Annotated in this window: 17 protein-coding genes and 1 pseudogene; 4 read left to right on the forward strand and 14 right to left on the reverse strand. The window is 59.6% G+C overall.

Annotation, left to right across the window (positions count from 1 at the left end; all coding sequences use genetic code 11):
• Positions 1–513 precede the first annotated feature (513 nt).
• Positions 514–609 (forward strand): annotated as a pseudogene (locus tag Q7C20_RS17670) (carboxymuconolactone decarboxylase family protein); the annotation flags it as partial.
• On the opposite strand, the gene Q7C20_RS17675 reads toward Q7C20_RS17670, so the two are convergent.
• On the reverse strand, positions 587–1552 hold the full coding sequence (locus Q7C20_RS17675; RefSeq protein ID WP_375069091.1) for a GlxA family transcriptional regulator: 966 nt from the start codon (positions 1550–1552) through the stop codon (positions 587–589). The pseudogene Q7C20_RS17670 and the gene Q7C20_RS17675 sit on opposite strands and share 23 nt — an antisense overlap.
• Positions 1553–1838: 286 nt before the next feature.
• On the opposite strand from Q7C20_RS17675, the gene Q7C20_RS17680 reads away from it, so the two are divergent.
• Positions 1839–2480 (forward strand): HD domain-containing protein, encoded by a 642-nt coding sequence (locus Q7C20_RS17680; RefSeq protein ID WP_375069093.1) that lies wholly within the window; start codon positions 1839–1841, stop codon positions 2478–2480.
• Between the two features lie 141 nt (positions 2481–2621).
• Here the strand turns inward: Q7C20_RS17680 and Q7C20_RS17685 are convergent, their stop codons facing one another.
• From Q7C20_RS17685 to Q7C20_RS17715, 7 genes are all read right to left on the reverse strand, one after another.
• Positions 2622–3506: an ABC transporter permease subunit gene (locus tag Q7C20_RS17685; protein WP_375069095.1), complete on the reverse strand. Its 885-nt coding sequence runs from the start codon at positions 3504–3506 to the stop codon at positions 2622–2624.
• Positions 3503–4423 carry an ABC transporter permease subunit gene (locus Q7C20_RS17690; protein WP_375069097.1) on the reverse strand — a complete coding sequence of 307 codons (921 nt, stop codon included), beginning with the start codon at positions 4421–4423 and terminating at the stop codon, positions 3503–3505. Before Q7C20_RS17690 ends, Q7C20_RS17685 begins: the two co-directional genes overlap by 4 nt.
• A complete protein-coding gene (locus Q7C20_RS17695; RefSeq protein WP_375069099.1) occupies positions 4420–5562 on the reverse strand; it encodes an ABC transporter ATP-binding protein in 1143 nt (380 codons plus the stop codon). The genes Q7C20_RS17690 and Q7C20_RS17695 overlap by 4 nt, the downstream gene beginning before the upstream one ends.
• Positions 5563–5636: 74 nt before the next feature.
• A complete protein-coding gene (locus tag Q7C20_RS17700) occupies positions 5637–6731 on the reverse strand; it encodes a polyamine ABC transporter substrate-binding protein (protein ID WP_375069101.1) in 1095 nt (364 codons plus the stop codon).
• 152 nt (positions 6732–6883) lie between these two features.
• Positions 6884–7978 carry a polyamine ABC transporter substrate-binding protein gene (locus Q7C20_RS17705; RefSeq protein WP_375069196.1) on the reverse strand — a complete coding sequence of 365 codons (1095 nt, stop codon included), beginning with the start codon at positions 7976–7978 and terminating at the stop codon, positions 6884–6886.
• 199 nt (positions 7979–8177) lie between these two features.
• Positions 8178–9542 carry an aspartate aminotransferase family protein gene (locus tag Q7C20_RS17710; protein WP_375069103.1) on the reverse strand — a complete coding sequence of 455 codons (1365 nt, stop codon included), beginning with the start codon at positions 9540–9542 and terminating at the stop codon, positions 8178–8180.
• A gap of 58 nt (positions 9543–9600) precedes the next feature.
• Positions 9601–10959, reverse strand: a complete 1359-nt coding sequence (locus Q7C20_RS17715; protein ID WP_375069105.1) for a glutamine synthetase family protein — start codon at positions 10957–10959, stop codon at positions 9601–9603.
• Positions 10960–11568: 609 nt separating this feature from the next.
• On the opposite strand from Q7C20_RS17715, the gene Q7C20_RS17720 reads away from it, so the two are divergent.
• Positions 11569–12945, forward strand: a complete 1377-nt coding sequence (locus tag Q7C20_RS17720) for a glutamine synthetase family protein (RefSeq protein ID WP_375069107.1) — start codon at positions 11569–11571, stop codon at positions 12943–12945.
• A 231-nt stretch (positions 12946–13176) separates the two neighbouring features.
• Positions 13177–13818 carry a TetR/AcrR family transcriptional regulator gene (locus tag Q7C20_RS17725; RefSeq protein WP_375069109.1) on the forward strand — a complete coding sequence of 214 codons (642 nt, stop codon included), beginning with the start codon at positions 13177–13179 and terminating at the stop codon, positions 13816–13818.
• Positions 13819–13946: 128 nt separating this feature from the next.
• Here the strand turns inward: Q7C20_RS17725 and Q7C20_RS17730 are convergent, their stop codons facing one another.
• The 6 genes from Q7C20_RS17730 to ssuE form a co-directional block, all read right to left on the reverse strand.
• Positions 13947–14162, reverse strand: coding sequence for a molybdopterin-binding protein (locus tag Q7C20_RS17730; protein ID WP_003213899.1), 216 nt, complete (start codon positions 14160–14162; stop codon positions 13947–13949).
• 27 nt (positions 14163–14189) lie between these two features.
• On the reverse strand, positions 14190–14996 hold the full coding sequence (gene ssuB, locus Q7C20_RS17735) for an aliphatic sulfonates ABC transporter ATP-binding protein (RefSeq protein WP_375069112.1): 807 nt from the start codon (positions 14994–14996) through the stop codon (positions 14190–14192).
• Positions 14993–15781 (reverse strand): aliphatic sulfonate ABC transporter permease SsuC, encoded by a 789-nt coding sequence (gene ssuC, locus Q7C20_RS17740; RefSeq protein WP_375069114.1) that lies wholly within the window; start codon positions 15779–15781, stop codon positions 14993–14995. The genes ssuB and ssuC overlap by 4 nt, the downstream gene beginning before the upstream one ends.
• Positions 15782–15790: 9 nt before the next feature.
• Complete coding sequence (ssuD, locus tag Q7C20_RS17745) at positions 15791–16939, reverse strand: FMNH2-dependent alkanesulfonate monooxygenase (RefSeq protein WP_375069116.1); 1149 nt, start codon at positions 16937–16939, stop codon at positions 15791–15793.
• A gap of 25 nt (positions 16940–16964) precedes the next feature.
• Positions 16965–17933: a sulfonate ABC transporter substrate-binding protein gene (locus Q7C20_RS17750; protein ID WP_375069118.1), complete on the reverse strand. Its 969-nt coding sequence runs from the start codon at positions 17931–17933 to the stop codon at positions 16965–16967.
• Positions 17934–18030: 97 nt separating this feature from the next.
• Positions 18031–18624, reverse strand: coding sequence for an NADPH-dependent FMN reductase (gene ssuE / locus Q7C20_RS17755; RefSeq protein ID WP_348061477.1), 594 nt, complete (start codon positions 18622–18624; stop codon positions 18031–18033).
• Positions 18625–18902 lie beyond the last annotated feature (278 nt).

The following is an 18902-nucleotide window of genomic DNA, read 5'->3' on the forward strand; positions in this document are numbered from 1 at the left end:
GCAAGCCCGCTCCCACAGTTTTGACCGAGTACAACTTCAATAGCTGCACAAGTCTGCTCTTCTGTGGGAGCTGGCTTCCACACTGAACCGCGCTGTTGATCCACACCACTCAGGTCGGCTTTCAGGCCGCCGTGCTTTTGATCTGCTTTTGTTTTTGATCTAAGGCGCCCCGTTAACCACGATGGCCGAACGCAGGCTTTGGAGCGTGAGTAACCCGGCAGGACGCCGGGTTAGCCGCGCTGGGCCAAGGATGGCCCATCGCGGCGGCCCACGCTCCAAAGCCGGAGTGAGGGCACACCGAGCCTAAGCGAGGTGCCGAGTGGTGGGGCGAGGACCTTTTGGTTACTTTTGGCTGGGCCGGCTTCCGGTCCTTCCAAAAGTGACCCGCCGTAAGGGCGGAACCATAAGCAGCCGTTACCCCAACAACGGATATGTACGCGGTCTACAAGCTAGCTACCGCGCCCACAACCGCGACCCAACTCCATGCGAAACTGCGTCAGCAACACCCACGCCGCCACCGCCATCTCGCTGAATGCCGGCGCGGCGTATATCTACTCGCTGCGCGCGCTGGAAGCCTACGACACGCTCAACCCGGCGCCGCAAAATTAAGCCGGAATTGTTGCGGCGTCACGCCCAGCCGGCGGTTGAACACACTGCGCATATGCTGGGCGTCACGAAAGCCGCATTGATAGGCCACGGTCTTGAGTGGCGCGGGGCTGCTTTCGAGCATCACCCGCGCCGCGTCCAACCGCGCTCGCTCGACAAACTCCGCTGGCGTAACCCGCGCCTCTCGGGCAAACACCCGGGAGAAATTGCGTGCGCTCATATTGGCCGCCCTGGCCAGGTCGGCGATGGTCAAATCCCCGGTCAAGTTCGCCAGCACGTACAACTGCACCAGCGCTACCGCCGAGGTGGTTTCGGCGTGGGGTGTGAGAAACGGGCTGAACTGCGACTGCCCGCCCGAACGCTGGGTGAACACCACCAGGCGCTTGGCCACGCTTAGCGCGACTTCCGGGCCGTGGTCCTGGGCCAGCAAATACAGCGACAAATCGATGCCCGCCGTGACCCCGGCCGACGTGTAGAGGTTGCCATCCTGCACGTAAAGACGATCAGCTTCGACCTGCGCCGTGGGGCATACACGCGCCAGGGCGGCGGCGTCGTTCCAGTGGGTGGTGACGGTTTTTCCATCGAGCAGCCCGGCACGCGCCAGCATGAAGGCGCCGTTGCAGATTGAACCGAAGCGTTGCGCCCGGGCGGTTGCGCCGCGTAGCCAGTCATCGAACACGGCGCCGAAATTTTCGAAGGGCAATTGCGGGCCGCCGGCGACCAGCAGCAGGTCGTAGGCTTGCAGGGCTTCGCTGTAATGACGGTGGGCCTGGAGCGACAGACCATTGGAGGCCGCCATGCTGCCGTGGCCCAAGCCGATGACGTGCAGTGTGTAGTGATCCTGCGGCGGCAAAAAACGGTTGGCCTCGCAGAACACATCCATGGGGCCGGTCACGTCCAGCGACTGGACGCCGGGGAAGATCAAGATGGCGACGGTTTTGCCCATGGGTGATAAGCCTTGATTAACGGTGTGAACACAAATCCCCTGTGGGAGCGGGCTTGCTCGCGAATGCGGTTGTTCAGTCGACTCCTGTATTAACTGACATACCGCTTTCGCGAGCAAGCCCGCTCCCACATTTGATCTGCTCAGGCTTCAAGAGACTCATTCACTTGGCGCGATGTGAAGGCACATTGGCCGACATCGCACCCTCGCCGCGATAGCCGCTTCGCAGGTGCGCGACCAGACTGGACTCATCGGCGCCACCCCCGGCGCTTTGTTGAGGAGCACGACCATGAGCACCACCATCGCCGGCATCCAGATTCCGGACAGCGCCCTGGCCAAGGCCACCACCGAATACATCCGCGACGTCGAATCCGACCTGCTCTACCACCACTCCCGCCGGGTGTTTTTGTTCGGCGCGTTGAGCGGTGAGCGCAAGCAGCTCGCCTACAACCCGGACCTGCTTTACGTCGGCGCGATGTTCCATGACCTGGGCCTGGTGGAAGGCCATCGCAGTGACAACGAGCGTTTTGAGGTCGACGGCGCCAACGCGGCAGCAGCCTTTCTCAAGCAATACGGACTGAGCGATGACGATATCGAGCAAGTGTGGCTGTCGATTGCCCTGCACACCACGCCGGGCGTGCCGCAGCACTTGCGCCCGACCGTGGCGCTGGTGACCGCCGGCGTTGAAATGGACGTGCTGGGGATGGACTACGCTGCGTTTTCCACCGTGCAGCGCGAAGCCGTGGTGCATGCGCACCCACGCGGTGAAGGGTTCAAGGAGTGCATCATCTGCGCGTTTGCCGACGGCTTGCGCCATCGTCCGCAGACCACGTTTGGCAACGTGAAGACGGATGTGCTGGTAGATCAGGAGCCGGGGTTCAAGCCGATGAACTTTGTTGAAGTCATCCGCAAATCGCCGTGGGCTGCTTAATCAGCCTGAAATGCAATCAACTGTGGGAGCGGGCTTGCTCGCGAATGCGGTGTATCAGTCGCCAAAGATATTGGCTGACATACCGCATTCGCGAGCAAGCCCGCTCCCACATTTTGATCCGGTTTCTTCAGGTAGCCCTGATTAGACCAGTGCAGGCGCGCGGCGCTTGTCGGGCTGTTGCCAGCCATCCGCTGCCGCTTCTTCGATGGCTTGCTGGATGGCTTTCTTGCGCATTTCTTCGGCACGGCGGCTGAAGAACCACACCAGGAAGGTCACCAGCGACACCGCCAACAGAATCAAACTGGCCACGGCGTTGATCTCGGGTTTGACCCCAAGACGCACGGCCGAGAACACTTCCATCGGCAAGGTGGTCGAGCCTGGGCCCGACACGAAGCTGGCCAGAACCAGGTCATCCAGCGACAGCGCGAACGACATCATGCCGCCCGCCGCCAGTGACGGCGCGATCATCGGGATGGTGATCAGGAAGAACACCTTCCACGGCCGCGCGCCCAGGTCCATCGCTGCTTCTTCAATCGACAGGTCCAGCTCACGCAAGCGCGCCGACACCACCACTGCCACATACGCCGCACAGAAGGTGGTGTGGGCGATCCAGATGGTGACAATGCCACGCTCTTGCGGCCAGCCGATCATCTGCGCCATGGCCACGAACAGCAGCAATAACGACAGACCGGTGATCACTTCAGGCATCACCAACGGCGCCGTCACAAGGCCGCCAAACAGCGTGCGGCCCTTGAAGTGGCTGATGCGCGTCAGCACGAAGGCGGCCAGGGTACCCAGCGCCACCGCCGCAACGGCGGTGTAGCAGGCAATTTCCAGCGAGCGCGCCACCGAGCCCATCAACTGAGTGTTGTCCAGCAAGCCCACGTACCACTTGATCGACCAACCGCCCCACACCGTCACCAGTTTGGATTCGTTGAACGAATAGATCACCAGGATCAACATCGGCAGGTAGATGAACAGCAATCCTGCGACCAGCATGAAGCTGGAGAAACGAAAGCGCTTCATATCTTGCCCTCCAGCTCTTTGGCCTGGCTGCGGTTGAACAGGATGATCGGCACGATCAGGATCGCCAGCATCACCACGGCCAGGGCAGACGCCACCGGCCAGTCACGGTTGTTGAAGAATTCTTGCCACAACACTTTACCGATCATCAGGGTTTCCGGACCGCCGAGCAGTTCCGGGATCACGAACTCGCCCACCACCGGGATAAACACCAGCATGCAGCCGGCGATGATGCCGTTCTTGGACAGCGGCACAGTGATTTTCCAGAAGCTGTTGAAGGTGCTCGAACCCAGGTCCGATGCGGCTTCCAGCAGGCTCTGGTCGTGCTTCACCAGATTGGCGTACAGCGGCAGGATCATGAACGGCAGGTACGAATAGACCACACCGATGTACACCGCAATGTTGGTGTTGAGGATCTGCAGCGGTTCGTTGATCAGCCCCATCGACATCAGGAAGCCATTGAGCAACCCGTTGTTGCTGAGGATGCCCATCCACGCATACACGCGAATCAGGATCGCGGTCCAGGTCGGCATCATGATCAGCAGCACCAGCACGGTCTGCATCTCTTTGCGCGCGGTCGCAATGGCATAGGCCATCGGATAGCCGATCAGCAGGCACAGCAGCGTGCTGAAAAACGCCATTTTCAGCGAGCCCAAATACGCAGCGATGTACAACTCGTCGCCGGCCAGCAGCCCGTAGTTGGCCAGGTTCAGCACCAACTGCAGTTTCTGCTCAACGTAGGTGTAGATCTCGGTGTACGGCGGGATCGCTACGTCGGCTTCGGCAAAGCTGATTTTCAGAACGATGAAAAACGGCAGCGCGAAGAACAGAAACAGCCAAATGAATGGAATCCCTATAACAACCTGCTTGCCGCTCGGGACGAGCCGGTGCATGCGCCGCTTGAACTTCTTCATGTTCATGAGCGAAGTACCACGCCGCTGTCGTCTTCCCACCATACATAAACCTGGTCGCCCCAGGTCGGCCGCTGGCCACGGCGCTCGGCGTTGGCGACGAAGGACTGCACCAGCTTGCCGCTCGGCAGTTCGACGTAAAACACCGAGTGGCCGCCCAGGTAGGCGATGTCGTGCACCTTGCCCGTGGACCAGTTGTGTTCGCAGGTCGGCATTTCGGTGGTGACCAGCAGCTTTTCAGGGCGGATGGCGTAGGTCACCGACTTGTCTTCCACCGAGGTGGCGATGCCGTAACCCACGTAGATGTTGCGGTCGAGGTCCGGGCACTGGAGCACCGCGTGGCCTTCGGCGTCGTCGACTACCTGGGTATCGAAGATGTTGACGTTGCCGATGAACTCGCACACCAGGCGGCTGGTAGGCGTTTCGTAGATATCGATCGGGCTGCCGATCTGGGCGATCCAGCCCAGGTGCATGATCGCAATACGCTCGGCCATGGTCATGGCCTCTTCCTGGTCATGGGTCACCATCACGCAGGTCACGCCGACGCGCTCGATGATTTCGACCAGTTCAAGCTGCATCTGCGAACGCAGTTTTTTGTCGAGGGCGCCCATCGGCTCATCGAGCAGCAGCAGTTTCGGGCGTTTGGCCAGGGAACGCGCCAACGCCACGCGCTGGCGTTGCCCGCCGGAGAGTTGGTGCGGCTTGCGCCTGGCGTACTCGCTCATGCGTACCAGCTTGAGCATCTCGGCCACGCGGGCCTCGACCTCGGCCTTGGGAATCTTGTCCTGTTGCAGGCCGAAGGCGATGTTCTGCGCCACGGTCATGTGCGGGAACAAGGCGTAGGACTGGAACATCATGTTGATCGGCCGCTCGTATGGCGGCATGTCGGTGATGTCCACACCGTCGAGGTAAATGCGACCTTCCGTTGGGCGCTCGAAGCCTGCGAGCATGCGCAGCAGGGTGGATTTGCCCGAACCCGAACCGCCGAGCAAGGCGAAAATTTCGCCTTTCTTGATTTCCAGGGACACATCGTCCACGGCAATCGTCTCGTCGAATTTCTTCGTGACCCGGTCGATTTTGACCAGCACCTTTTTCGGTGTCTGGTCGCCCTCGAGGGCTTTCTTATAGGCGCCGGAGGCAACTGCCATTTACGAAACTCCCAAAAACAAAGAGTGCAGCCCGCCCAAAACGGGCAAACCCTGGATAATTTGAGCTTTAAGCCTTACATGCCCGTCTTGACCTTGGTCCAGCTACGGGTCATCAAGCGTTGCACTTTCGGGGGTAACTCGAAGTTGACGAATGTACGGTCGAGAACCGCCTGCGGTGGGTAAACCGCTGCGTTAGTGCGTATCGATTGCTCCATCAGTTTGTCCGCCCCTGGGTTGGGGTTGGCGTAACCGACGTAATCACTGACCTGAGCGATCACCTCAGGCTGCAGTAGATAGTTGATGTAGGCGTGGGCCTCTTTGACGTTGGTGGCGTCCGCCGGGATCGCCAGCACGTCAAACCACAGGTTGCCGCCTTCTTTGGGAATCGCATAGGCGATATTCACGCCTTTACCCGCCTCAGCCGCACGGGCCTTGGCCTGGAACACATCTCCGGAGAAACCGGCCGCCACGCAAATGTTGCCGTTGGCCAGGTCTGAGATGTATTTGGAGGAATGGAAGTAGGTCACGTAAGGCCGCACTTTCAGCAGTTTTTCTTCAGCCTTTTTGTAGTCGTCCGGGTTGGTGCTGTTGGGGTTCAGACCCATGTAGTTGAGCACCGCCGGCAGCATTTCATCCGCCGAGTCCATGAACGACACGCCGCACGTGGCGAGCTTCTTCATGTTTTCCGGTTCGAACAGCACCGCCCAGGAATCGATATGGTCGATGCCCAGCACTTCTTTGACTTTGTCGACGTTGTAACCAATGCCGTTGGTGCCCCACAGGTACGGCACGGAGTATTGGTTACCCGGGTCGTTCTTCTCCAGACGCTTGAGCAGCGCCGGGTCGAGGTTGGAATAGTTCGTCAGCAACGACTTGTCGAGCTTCTGGAACGCCCCGGCCTTGATCTGCTTGCCGAGGAAATGGTTGGACGGCACGACCACGTCGTAACCCGTACGCCCGGCGAGCAACTTGCCTTCCAGGGTTTCATTGGAATCAAACACGTCATAGACCGGCTTGATGCCCGTGGCCTTTTCGAAGTTGGCCAGCGTCTCGGGGCCGATGTAGTCCGACCAGTTATAAATATGCACCGTCGGTGCAGCCTGCACGCTGAGAGCCAGCGTGACACCTGCACCCACCAGCATGGCTTGGCGAAAAAAAGAAATTGGCACGTGGAGGTCCTTTTAACTAGTTGGGCCCGAAGTTGTCTCCCGGCAACAAAACCGGCGCGCAACTTACCCTCGATAAACCGATCCGGCAAAACTTTCTGTCATTTATTGTGTGTGAGGGGCAGTCAAACTGCCCCTCACACAGGTTTTAAGGCTTATTTGCCCGATTTGATTTTGGTCCAGCTGCGTGTCATTTCACGCTGGGTCGCAGCCGGCAAGTCAGCAATGGCGTAGAGCTTGGCCTGCACATCGGCTGGCGGGTAAATGCCCGGGTCGCTGGTGATGTCCTTGTCGACCAATGGAGTGGCTTTCTCGTTACCGTTCGGGAAACGCACGCTGTCGGTGATCGCGGCCATCACTTTTGGCTCAAGCAGGTAGTTCATGAACTTGTAGGCGGCTTCGACGTTTTCGGCATCTTTAGGGATGGCGACCATGTCATAGAAGCTGCCAGCACCTTCTTTCGGAATATCGTAGGCCACTTTGACCTTGCCACCGGCTTCAGCCGCGCGGGACTTGGCCTGCTGGATGTCACCCGAGTAACCCACGGCGACGCAGATGTTGCCGTTGGCCAGGTCGGAGATGTACTTGGACGAGTGGAAGTAGCCAATCGAAGGACGGATCTTGAGGAACAGCGCCTCGGCTTGCTTGAGGTCTTCTTTCTTCTGGCTGTCCGTCGGCAGGCCCAGGTAGTGCAGCGCGATGGGCAGCATTTCGGTTGGCGAATCGAGGAAGCTCACGCCACAGCTTTTCAGCTTGGCAATGTTCTCAGGCTTGAGCAGCACGTCCCACGAGTCGATCTTGTCCACGCCCAGCGCGGCCTTGACCTTTTCCGGGTTGTAGCCGATGCCGATCGAGCCCCACATGTACGGGAAGGCGTGCTTGTTGTCCGGGTCGCTGACCGACACGGCTTTAAGCAGGGATTTGTTCAGGTTGTCGTAGTTGGACAGCTTGGACCTGTCCAGCTCCTGATAGACACCGGCCTTGATCTGCTTGGCGAGAAAGTTGTTCGACGGCACGACAATGTCGTAACCGGACTTGCCTGCCAACAACTTGGCTTCCAGGGTCTCGTTGCTGTCGAACACGTCGTACACCACTTTGATGCCCGACTCTTTTTCAAAGTTGGCGATGGTGTCCGGTGCAATGTAGTCGGACCAGTTGTAGACGTGCAGCACTTTATCGTCTGCCTGGGCCGCGCCCGCCATTGCGCCCATCAGGGACAAGGCGAGGAGGGTCTTGCCAGCGTTCTTCAAACCTAATGCCTTCATTTGGTGATGCTCCAATTCTTTCTTTTTTTGGGCCACGTTCTTTACGTCGTCTCACGGCCCTTTCAAAGGGCAACAAAACAGGGCGACAGTCTGGCAAGTTCGCAGGCCGGCTTTCAACCAAAGCCTGCCTGTATACAACTGCCCGGACGCAGCGCCCGAAGCCGCTGCGCACTGAGCCTAGCATTTAGCCCTGCAATGCCGCCAAAGTAAGGTCCAGGCACTGGCGAGCCTTAGTCACCAGCTCGTCGATTTCAGCCTTGCTGATCACCAGCGGCGGCGAAATGATCATGGTGTCGCCCACGGCGCGCATGATCAGGCCATTCTCGAAGCAGAACGTGCGGCAGATCATGCCAGCGCCCTTCCCTTCGTAACGTTTGCGCGTGGCCTTGTCCTGCACCAGCTCAATCGCCCCAAGCATGCCTACGCCGCGAACTTCACCCACCAGCGGGTGATCAGCCAGTTCCCTCAGACGGTTCTGCAAATAAGGTGCCGTTTCGTCGTGAACGCGGCTGACGATCTTCTCATCGCGCAGAATTCGGATGTTTTCCAGGGCTACCGCTGCCGCCACCGGGTGACCGGAGTAGGTGAAGCCGTGGTTGAAATCCCCGCCTTCATTGAGCACGGCAACCACGTCGTCGCGCACGATCAGGCCACCCATTGGGATGTAGCCCGAAGTCAGGCCCTTGGCGATGGTCATCATGTGCGGCTTGAGGTCGTAGAAGTCGCTGCCGAACCACTCGCCGGTACGGCCGAAACCGCAGATCACTTCATCAGCGACGAACAGAATGTCGTACTTGGCGAGGATTTCCTTGATACGCGGCCAGTAGCTGTCGGGCGGCACGATCACACCACCGGCACCCTGGATAGGCTCGGCAATAAAGGCCCCGACGTTGTCCACGCCGACTTCCAGAATTTTCTCTTCAAGCTGGTTGGCCGCCCACACGCCGAACGCTTCGGGGCTCATGTCGCCACCTTCGCCGTACCAGTACGGCTGGGCAATATGGGTGATGCCCGGAATCGGCAGGTCGCCCTGTTCATGCATATACGTCATGCCGCCCAGGCTGGCGCCAGCCACGGTGGAGCCGTGGTAGCCATTCTTGCGGCTGATGATGGTTTTCTTGTTTGGCTGGCCCTTGATCGCCCAGTAGTGGCGGACCATGCGCAACATGGTGTCGTTGCCTTCGGAGCCGGAACCGGTGAAGAACACGTGGTTCATGCCTGCCGGTGCGACATCGGAAATAGCTTTTGCCAGTTCCAGCACCGGCGGGTGAGCGGTCTGGAAGAACAGGTTGTAATACGGCAGTTCTTTCATCTGTTTGGCGGCGGCGTCTGCCAGTTCATCGCGACCGTAACCGATCGCCACGCACCACAGGCCAGCCATGCCATCGAGGATCTTGTTGCCTTCGCTGTCCCACAGGTAAACGCCGTGGGCTTTGGTGATGATCCGTGGGCCCTTCTCTTTCAATTGCTTGAAATCGCTGAACGGCGCCAAGTGATGATCGCTGCTTAAGGCTTGCCATTCACGGGTTTGCGGGTTGTTGCTGGACATACCAATCTCCTAGATGTTTCAGGTGAGGGCGAGCCATTCCCACGGCCCGCCCGGCGCATCAGACGGCGAAGAGCAGGAATTCCCGCTCCCACGAACTGATCACGCGCTTGAAGTTTTCATGCTCGGCCCGCTTGACCGCGACATAGCCCGTGATGAATTTCTTACCCAGATACTTCTCGATGGTCTTGCTGTTTTCCATGCGTTCCAGCGCGTCTTCGATGGTCAACGGCAAGCGCAGGTTGCGGCGCTCGTAGCCACGGCCCACCACTGGCGCGCTCGGCTCATGGCCTTCAACCATGCCGATATAACCGCACAACAGGCTGGCGGCAATCGCCAGGTACGGGTTGGCATCGGCGCCCGGCAAGCGGTTTTCCACGCGACGGTTCTGCGGGCCGGCATCCGGTACGCGCAGGCCCACGGTGCGGTTTTCTTCGCCCCATTCCACGTTCACCGGCGCCGAGGTGTCGGGCAGGAAGCGGCGGAACGAGTTCACGTTGGGGGCAAACAACGGCAGCAATTCGGGGATGAATTTCTGCAGGCCGCCAATGTGATTAAGGAACAGCTGGCTCATGCTCCCGTCTTCATTGGAGAAGACGTTTTTGCCGGTGGCGATGTCGATGATGCTCTGGTGCAAGTGCATCGCACTGCCCGGCTCGCCGGTCATGGGCTTGGCCATGAAGGTGGCGGCCACGTTGTGCTTGAGCGCGGCTTCGCGCATGGTGCGTTTGAACACCAGAATCTGGTCGGCCAGGGACAAGGCATCGCCGTGACGGAAGTTGATTTCCATCTGCGCCGTGCCGTCCTCGTGGATCAGCGTGTCGAGGTCCAGCTCCTGCAGTTCGCACCAGTCGTAGACGTCTTCGAACAGCGGGTCGAATTCGTTGGCCGCTTCTATAGAGAAGGACTGGCGACCGGTCTCCGGGCGACCGGAACGGCCAATCGGCGGTTGCAGCGGGAAGTCCGGGTCTTCGCAGCGCTTGGTCAGGTAGAACTCCATCTCCGGCGCGACGATAGGCTGCCAGCCTTTCTCGGCGTAGAGCTTGAGCACTTTCTTGAGCACGTTGCGCGGCGACAGCTCGATCGGGTTGCCTTGCTTGTCGTAGGTGTCGTGGATCACCTGGGCGGTCGGCTCGATGGCCCACGGCACCAGGAACACCGCGTTCTGGTCGGGGCGGCAGATCATGTCGATGTCGGCCGGGTCGAGCAGTTCGTAATAGATGTCGTCTTCGACATAGTCGCCGGTCACGGTCTGCAACAGAACGCTCTCGGGCAGGCGCATGCCTTTTTCGGCGATGAACTTGTTGGTCGGCGAGATCTTGCCGCGGGTGATGCCCGTGAGGTCGCCAATCATGCATTCGACTTCTGTGATCTTGTGGTCTTTCAACCAATCGGTGAGCTGGTCGAGGTTGTTACTCATAAATGCCTCTGGGCTGTGTTTCCTGACATCCATTAAAGGTCAGGCGTAAGTTGACGCAGCATCCGCGTCGTTTTGTCGTTCAAGGCAGAAGCTTACCTGCCATTTGTGGTGGTGTTGCATTCATCAAGCAAAAGCCGTGCAGAATCATGAGCAACTGCCTGGACGGGCGCGCTTCGATGGGCAGGTTTGAGGAGGATGACGCGATAAAGAAACCATCGGCTGGGCCGTCAAGAATATTGACCGGTGCCGCAACGCGAATAGATGAGACGGGGACTGAAGGCGAGGCCCGTAAGGCACGGATCGAGACGCCGAGTGGCGGCAGGCGAGACATGAAGCACCCCGGTATTATTGCTGTTATGGGTTTGAATCGAGCTTAGCCTTGTTCATTTTTTTACACAACACCCCCGTAAAAAATACAACACGGCCCGCTCAAGCCTGCTAATCCCAAGGCCTTCAAACCCAAAAATTTGCCCCAAAAAGCCCCAAAAAAGGCCTCGCGGTGCTTTTTTAGGGCAAAAACGGCCTCGCTTGACTTCGGCATGCCGTTCGGGTTGACTGAAACCAGAAAAGATCAATGATTGATATTTTTAACAACAAAGGTGTTGCATCATGTCGGTACCCCCGCGTGCCGTTCAGCTTAACGAAGCGAACGCGTTCCTTAAGGATCATCCTGAGGTTCTGTACGTAGACCTTCTAATTGCGGATATGAATGGTGTGGTGCGCGGCAAGCGCATCGAACGCACCAGCCTCCACAAGGTTTACGAGAAGGGCATTAACCTGCCTGCCTCTTTATTTGCCCTGGATATCAACGGCTCGACGGTGGAAAGCACCGGCCTGGGTCTGGACATCGGCGATGCTGACCGAATCTGTTATCCAATCCCCGACACCCTGTGCAACGAGCCTTGGCAAAAGCGCCCAACCGCGCAACTGCTGATGACCATGCACGAACTGGAAGGTGAACCTTTCTTCGCCGATCCTCGCGAAGTCCTCCGCCAAGTTGTAAGCAAATTTGACGACCTTGGTCTGACCATTTGCGCCGCCTTTGAGCTTGAGTTCTACCTGATCGACCAGGAGAACGTGAACGGCCGCCCACAACCGCCCCGCTCGCCGATCTCCGGCAAACGCCCGCATTCGACTCAGGTTTACCTGATCGACGACCTCGACGAATACGTCGACTGCCTCCAGGACATTCTGGAAGGTGCCAAAGAGCAAGGTATCCCGGCCGACGCCATCGTGAAGGAAAGTGCCCCGGCGCAGTTCGAAGTGAACCTGCACCACGTCGCCGACCCGATCAAGGCCTGCGACTACGCGGTACTGCTCAAGCGCCTGATCAAGAACATCGCCTACGACCATGAGATGGACACCACCTTCATGGCCAAGCCTTACCCGGGCCAGGCAGGCAACGGTTTACACGTACACATTTCGATCCTGGACAAAGACGGCAAAAACATCTTTGCCAGCGAGGATCCCGAGCAGAACGCCGCATTGCGTCACGCGATCGGCGGTGTGCTCGAGACCCTGCCCGCCCAAATGGCGTTCCTGTGCCCCAACGTCAACTCCTACCGTCGTTTCGGCGCACAGTTCTACGTGCCGAACTCGCCGTGCTGGGGCCTGGACAACCGCACCGTGGCGATTCGCGTACCGACCGGCACAGCCGATTCGGTGCGTATCGAACACCGTGTGGCTGGCGCCGACGCCAACCCTTACCTGCTGATGGCTTCGGTGTTGGCAGGCGTGCATCACGGCCTGACCAACAAGATCGAGCCTGGCGCACCGGTAGAAGGCAACAGCTACGAGCAGAACGAACAAAGCCTGCCGAACAACCTGCGCGATGCCCTGCGCGAGTTGGACGACAGCGAGGTGATGGCCAAGTACATCGACCCTAAATACATCGATATCTTCGTCGCCTGTAAGGAAAGTGAGCTGGAAGAGTTCGAACACTCCATCTCCGACCTTGAGTACAACTGGTACCTGCATACCGTGTAAGCGGTTGCAGCATTGAAAAAACGCTACAGGCTTTTAGTCTGTGGCGTTTTTTTATGGGTTTACTCCGGGAGACCGAGGTGGCCCCTTCGCGAGCAAGCCCGCTCCCACATTTGACCGAGTTTTCCTGAAGAAACCGGTTCGAATGTGGGAGCGGGCTTGCTCGCGATGGCGGCCTGGCAGACAACACACCTTCCTGCTCATACAATGCCCGCTGCCTTGTAGGAGACTTCCATGACCACCCGCTCCGCCGCCCCTCGCAAACCCCGCGCTCGCAGCCAGGCCCGGATCGACGCGATCCTCGACGCCGCCCGCACTTTGCTGGCGGCCGAAGGCGTGGCGAGTTTGTCGATCTACAGCGTGGCGGAACGCGCGCAGATACCGCCGTCATCGGTGTACCACTTTTTCGCCAGCGTGCCGGCGTTGCTCGAGGCGCTGACGGCGGCTGTACACGCAGCGTTTCGCGCGGCGATTCAGGCGCCTATCGAGCATGATTCGCTCAAGCAATGGCGCGACCTGTCCTGCATCGTCGAACAGCGCATGCTCGCGATTTACGAGCACGACGCCGCCGCGCGGCAGTTGATCCTGGCGCAGCACGGGCTGACCGAAGTGACCCAGGCGGACCGTCAGCATGATCTGGAGTTGGGGGATTTAATGTTGGCCGTGTTCAGCCGCCACTTTGAAGTGCCGACGTTGCCAAGCGATGTGGATGTGTTTGCGTTGGCGCTGGAGTTGAGCGACCGCGTCTACGCGCGCTCGATACATCAGCACGGGCAGATCACAGCGCGCATGGCCGAGGAAGGCATGCGGGTGTTTGATGCGTATGTGGGGCTTTATTTACCGGCGTATCTGCCCAAGCGGGTGGCTGCGCGCTGAGTCTTGTGTTGACTGTACCGGCCTCTTCGCGAGCAAGCCCGCTCCCACATTTTGAATGTGTTCACACATCAAAATGTGGGAGCGGGCTTGCTCGCGAAGGCGATCTCAGAAGCAACAAAGATCTTCAATCACAACTTGGCAATCGACACCTCGGTGGACTTAACAAAGGCAATCACTTCACTGCCAATCACCAACTCCAACTCTTTCACCGAGCGGGTAGTAATTACCGAAGTCACGATACCGGACGCTGTCTGCACGTCGATTTCCGACAGCACGTCGCCTTCGACGATTTCCTTGATGGTGCCTTTGAATTGGTTACGCACGTTGATGGCTTTAATAGTCATGGTCTTCTTCCTTCAGGGACAAGTGAGTTATTGAGCCCAACGCAATTGCGTAGGCAGCGGTGAAACAGGTTCGGGTTCCGGCGGCGAGCCTGGCAACGACAGCACACGGTTGAGCACTTCAGATTCCAGCGCAGCCAGACGATGTGAGCCTCGGGCGCGTGGGCGCGGCAGGTCGACAGTGAGGTCCAGGCCAATTTCGCCGTCTTCGATCAGGATCACCCGGTCGGCGATGGCCACGGCCTCGCTGACGTCATGGGTGACCAGTAACACGGTGAAGCCGTGCTTCTGCCAGAGGTTTTCAATCAGTTGCTGCATCTCGATGCGGGTCAGGGCATCCAGCGCGCCCAGCGGCTCGTCGAGCAGCAGCAGGCGCGGCTGGTGAATCAATGCGCGCGCAAGCGCCACACGCTGCTTCTGACCACCGGACAAGGCCGCCGGCCACTCATTGGCGCGCTCGACCAGGCCCACCGCCTCCAAAGCTTCCAGCGCTTTTGGGCGCCAGTTGCCTTTAAGGCCCAGGCCGACGTTATCGATGATCTTTTTCCACGGCAGCAAACGCGCTTCCTGGAACATCAAGCGCGTGTCTTCAATTGCGTCACTCAGCGGCGCGGAACCCGCCAGCAACTCGCCGCCGCTGGCTTTGTCCAGGCCCGCCAGCAGGCGCAGCAAGGTACTTTTGCCGCAGCCACTGCGACCGACCACGGCCACGAACTGGCCCGCCGGAATATGCAGATCAATCTCTTTGAGCACTTCCCTCGCACCAAAGGCCTTGCGCAACTTGCGCACCGCCAGCGGGATGCCTTTAAGCAGGCGCGGAGGTTGTTGAGCGGTCATGCCGCACCTCCCTTGTTCACTTGGTAAGCCGGATGCCAGCGCAGCCACACACGCTCAAGGCCACGCGCGGCGAGGTCGGCGAGCTTGCCGAGGATGGCGTACATAACAATGGCGAGGACGACGACGTCGGTTTGCAGGAATTCCCGCGCGTTCATCGCCAGGTAACCGATGCCGGAGCTGGCCGAGATAGTTTCCGCCACGATCAGCGTCAGCCACATGAAGCCCAGCGCAAAGCGCACGCCCACCAGAATCGACGGCAGCGCGCCCGGCAGGATCACCTGACGGAACAGGCTGAAGCCGGACAAGCCGTAGCTGCGCGACATTTCCACCAGCGCCGGGTCGACGTTGCGGATGCCGTGGTAGGTGTTCAGGTAAATCGGGAACAGCGTGCCGAGGGCGACCAGGAAAATCTTTGCGGTTTCGTCGATGCCGAACCACAGGATCACCAGCGGAATCAGCGCCAGGTGCGGCACGTTGCGGATCATCTGCACCGAGCTGTCGAGCAGGCGTTCGCCCCACTTCGACAGGCCGGTGATAAAGCCCAGAATCAGACCAATGCTGCCACCAATCGCAAACCCCAGCCCGGCACGCCAGCCGCTGATGGCCAGGTGCGTCCAGATTTCGCCGGTGCGTACCAGGTTAACCCCGGCTTCAATCACGGCACTGGGCGCCGGCAGAATGCGCGTCGACAACCAGCCTGCCGACACCGACAACTGCCACACCGCCAGCAATAAAATCGGCAGCACCCAGGGCGCTACGCGATGGCTCAGTTTTTCAACATTCATGACAGCGCCTCAGCTCTGTGACGCAGCTTTGGGAAGGATGTCGTTGGCGACCATTTCGCCGAACGGGCTGACGTAGCCCGCGCCTTTTGGCAGCTCCGGGCGTTCGATATCAAGATGGGGGAACAGCAGCTCTGCAACCCGGTACGACTCTTCCAGGTGTGGGTAACCGGAGAAGATAAACGTGTCGATGCCCAGCGCTGCGTATTCATTGACGCGCGCAGCGACGGTTGGGCCATCGCCCACCAGCGCCGTGCCGGCACCGCCGCGCACCAGGCCAACGCCGGCCCACAGGTTGGGGCTGACTTCCAGGTTGTCGCGGCTACCGCCGTGCAAGGCAGCCATACGCTGCTGGCCCACCGAGTCAAAGCGCGACAGCGAGGCCTGGGCGCGGGCGATGGTTTCATCGTCCACATGGGAGATCAGTTTGTCGGCGGCTTGCCAGGCTTCGGCGTTGGTTTCACGCACGATCACGTGCAGGCGGATGCCGAAGCGCACAGTGCGCCCAAGATTTGCGGCCTTGGCGCGCACCTGTGCGATTTTCTCGGCGACGGCGGCCGGTGGCTCGCCCCAGGTCAGCACCATTTCCACCTGTTCGGCAGCCAGGTCCTGGGCCGCTTCGGAGGAACCGCCGAAGTACAGCGGCGGGCGCGGTTGCTGAATCGGCGGGTAGAGTAATTTGGCGCCTTTGACGCTGATGTGCTGGCCGTCGTAGTCCACGGTTTCGCCTTCGAGCACGCGGCGCCAGATGCGGGTGAATTCCACGGAGGCTTGATAACGCTCTTCGTGGCTCAGGAACAAGCCGTCGCCGGCCAGTTCTTCCGGGTCACCGCCGGTCACCAGGTTGAACAGCGCGCGGCCACCAGACAGACGATCAAGGGTCGCGGCCTGACGCGCGGCCACCGTCGGGGAAATGATCCCGGGGCGCAGGGCGACGAGGAATTTCAGACGCTGGGTCACCGGGATCAGCGACGCGGCCACCAGCCACGAGTCTTCGCAGGAGCGCCCGGTGGGGATCAGCACGCCGCCGAAGCCAACGCGGTCAGCCGCCTGGGCGACTTGCTGCAAATAGCCGTGATCGACGGCGCGAGCGCCCTCGGCGGTGCCAAGGTAGTGGCCGTCGCCATGGGTAGGCAGGAACCAGAAAATATTGAGGCTCATGGAGTTGTCTCCTGAAGAAGTCGGATTACGGCGCTGTGGCGACGGCGGCGGGTGGCGTCCAGATCACGTCCTTGATGCTCAAGGGCTTGGGGATCAATTTGAGTTGGTAAAAGCTGTCAGCGATTTTCTGTTGGGCGGCGACCACTTCCGGGGTCAGAAACAGCGCGCCGTAGCCTTGGCGTTTCACCGAGGTCAAAGTGATGTCAGCCGGCAGGCCGAGCAGCGGTGCAACTTGTTCGGTGACTTCCTGCGGATTGGCCTTGGACCATTCGCCCACCGCGCGCACTTCTTCCACCAACGCCTTGATCACTTCAGGGTGTTGTTCGGCGTACGGCTTGGTGGCCAGGTAGAACTGATGGTTGTCGGCGATGCCGGTGCCGTCACGCAGAGTGCGTGCCTGCAGTTGTTTCTCGGCGGCGGCCTGGTACGGGTCCCAGATTACCCACGCGTCGACGCTGCCGCGCTCAAACGCGGCACGGGCATCGGCGGGCGGCAGGAACACCTTCTGCACGTCGGTGTATTGCAGGCCGGCATCTTCCAGCGCACGCACCAGCAGGTAATGCACGTTGGAGCCTTTGTTCAGGACGACTTTCTTGCCTTTGAGCTCGGCCACCGATTTGATCGGCGAGTCTTTCGGCACCAGGATCGCTTCACTGGTCGGCGCTGGCGGCTCGTAGGCCACATACAGCAGGTCGGCGCCGGCGGCCTGGGCGAAGACCGGCGGGGTTTCGCCCGTCACGCCAAAATCGATTGAGCCGACGTTCAGGCCTTCGAGCAATTGCGGGCCGCCGGGGAATTCAGTCCACTGCACTTGCACACCCTGGGCGGCCAGGCGCTTTTCCAGCGAACCCTTGGCCTTGAGCAGCACCAGCGTGCCGTATTTCTGATAACCGATCCGCAGGGTTTCGGCGGCCTGGGCTTGAACAATGGCGCCGAAGGACACAGCCGCAGCAAACAGTGCGACCAGACCACGACGCAAGATGACAGTGCGCATGGCGCTCTCTCCAAATAGTGCGATGAGGGGGTTGGCTGCACCTGCTTGGCCGTTGGCGGCTGAGTAAGGTGAGTGTTTCTCGATGTAGGGGTAGCGCTTAAATGCTCCAGCGGGCACTCAACAAACGTTCATTCAATGCATGCGGGTCCAGCGGTTTCGGGCGACGGGCCATGGCGCTGTAGAAGGTTTCCAGGGCGTCGTGCAAACGGTGTTCAAGCACTGGCACCAGTTGCGCCTGGACACTGCCTTCGCCGTACGCGATCTGGGTGTCTTCGGCAAAAATGCCGTGGAGCAACTCCTCGGCTTTCAGCGCTGACAGCACCGGTTTCAAGGCGTAGTCCACCGCCAGCATGTGGGCGATGCTGCCGCCGGTGGCCATTGGCAGCACGATCTTGTGGGCCAGGGCGCGTTCGGGCAGCAAATCCAGCACGGTTTTCAGCGCCCCGGAAAACGAGGCCTTGTACACCGGCGTGGCGATGACCAGCCCGTCGGCGTTGGCCACTTGTTGCAGCAGGTCGATGACTTTGGGGCTGTCAAAGCGGGCGTGCAGCAAGTCTTCGGCCGGGAAGTCCCGTATCTGATAACTCACCACTTCCACGCCTTTGTCTTGCAGCCACTGACGGGATTTATCCAGCAAGACCCCGGAGCGCGAACGCTGGCTGGGGCTGCCTCCAAGTGTTACGACCAGCATGCAGGTATTCCTTGAGCAAGTGTCAGCGGTTCGCGGTGTGGCGATGGCGCCAGGATGGAGAGACCTTAGCAGCAGATTTATATATCTATAAATCTCATTTTTTCATTTGTTTATTCTTAAAAAGAATATGCGCTTTATAGATCTGCGGGCGAAAAAAAAGGCCGTCGAAACGGCCTGAAAACCCCTGCTGTGTGTCCGTCGAAATCCGCTCAAAAATGTGGGAGGGGGCTTGCTCCCGATTGCAGTGGATCAGCTAATCAGTTGGTGCCTGACACACC

Source organism: Pseudomonas sp. AMR01, from assembly GCF_041946035.1.
Lineage (GTDB): Bacteria > Pseudomonadota > Gammaproteobacteria > Pseudomonadales > Pseudomonadaceae > Aquipseudomonas > Aquipseudomonas antarctica_B.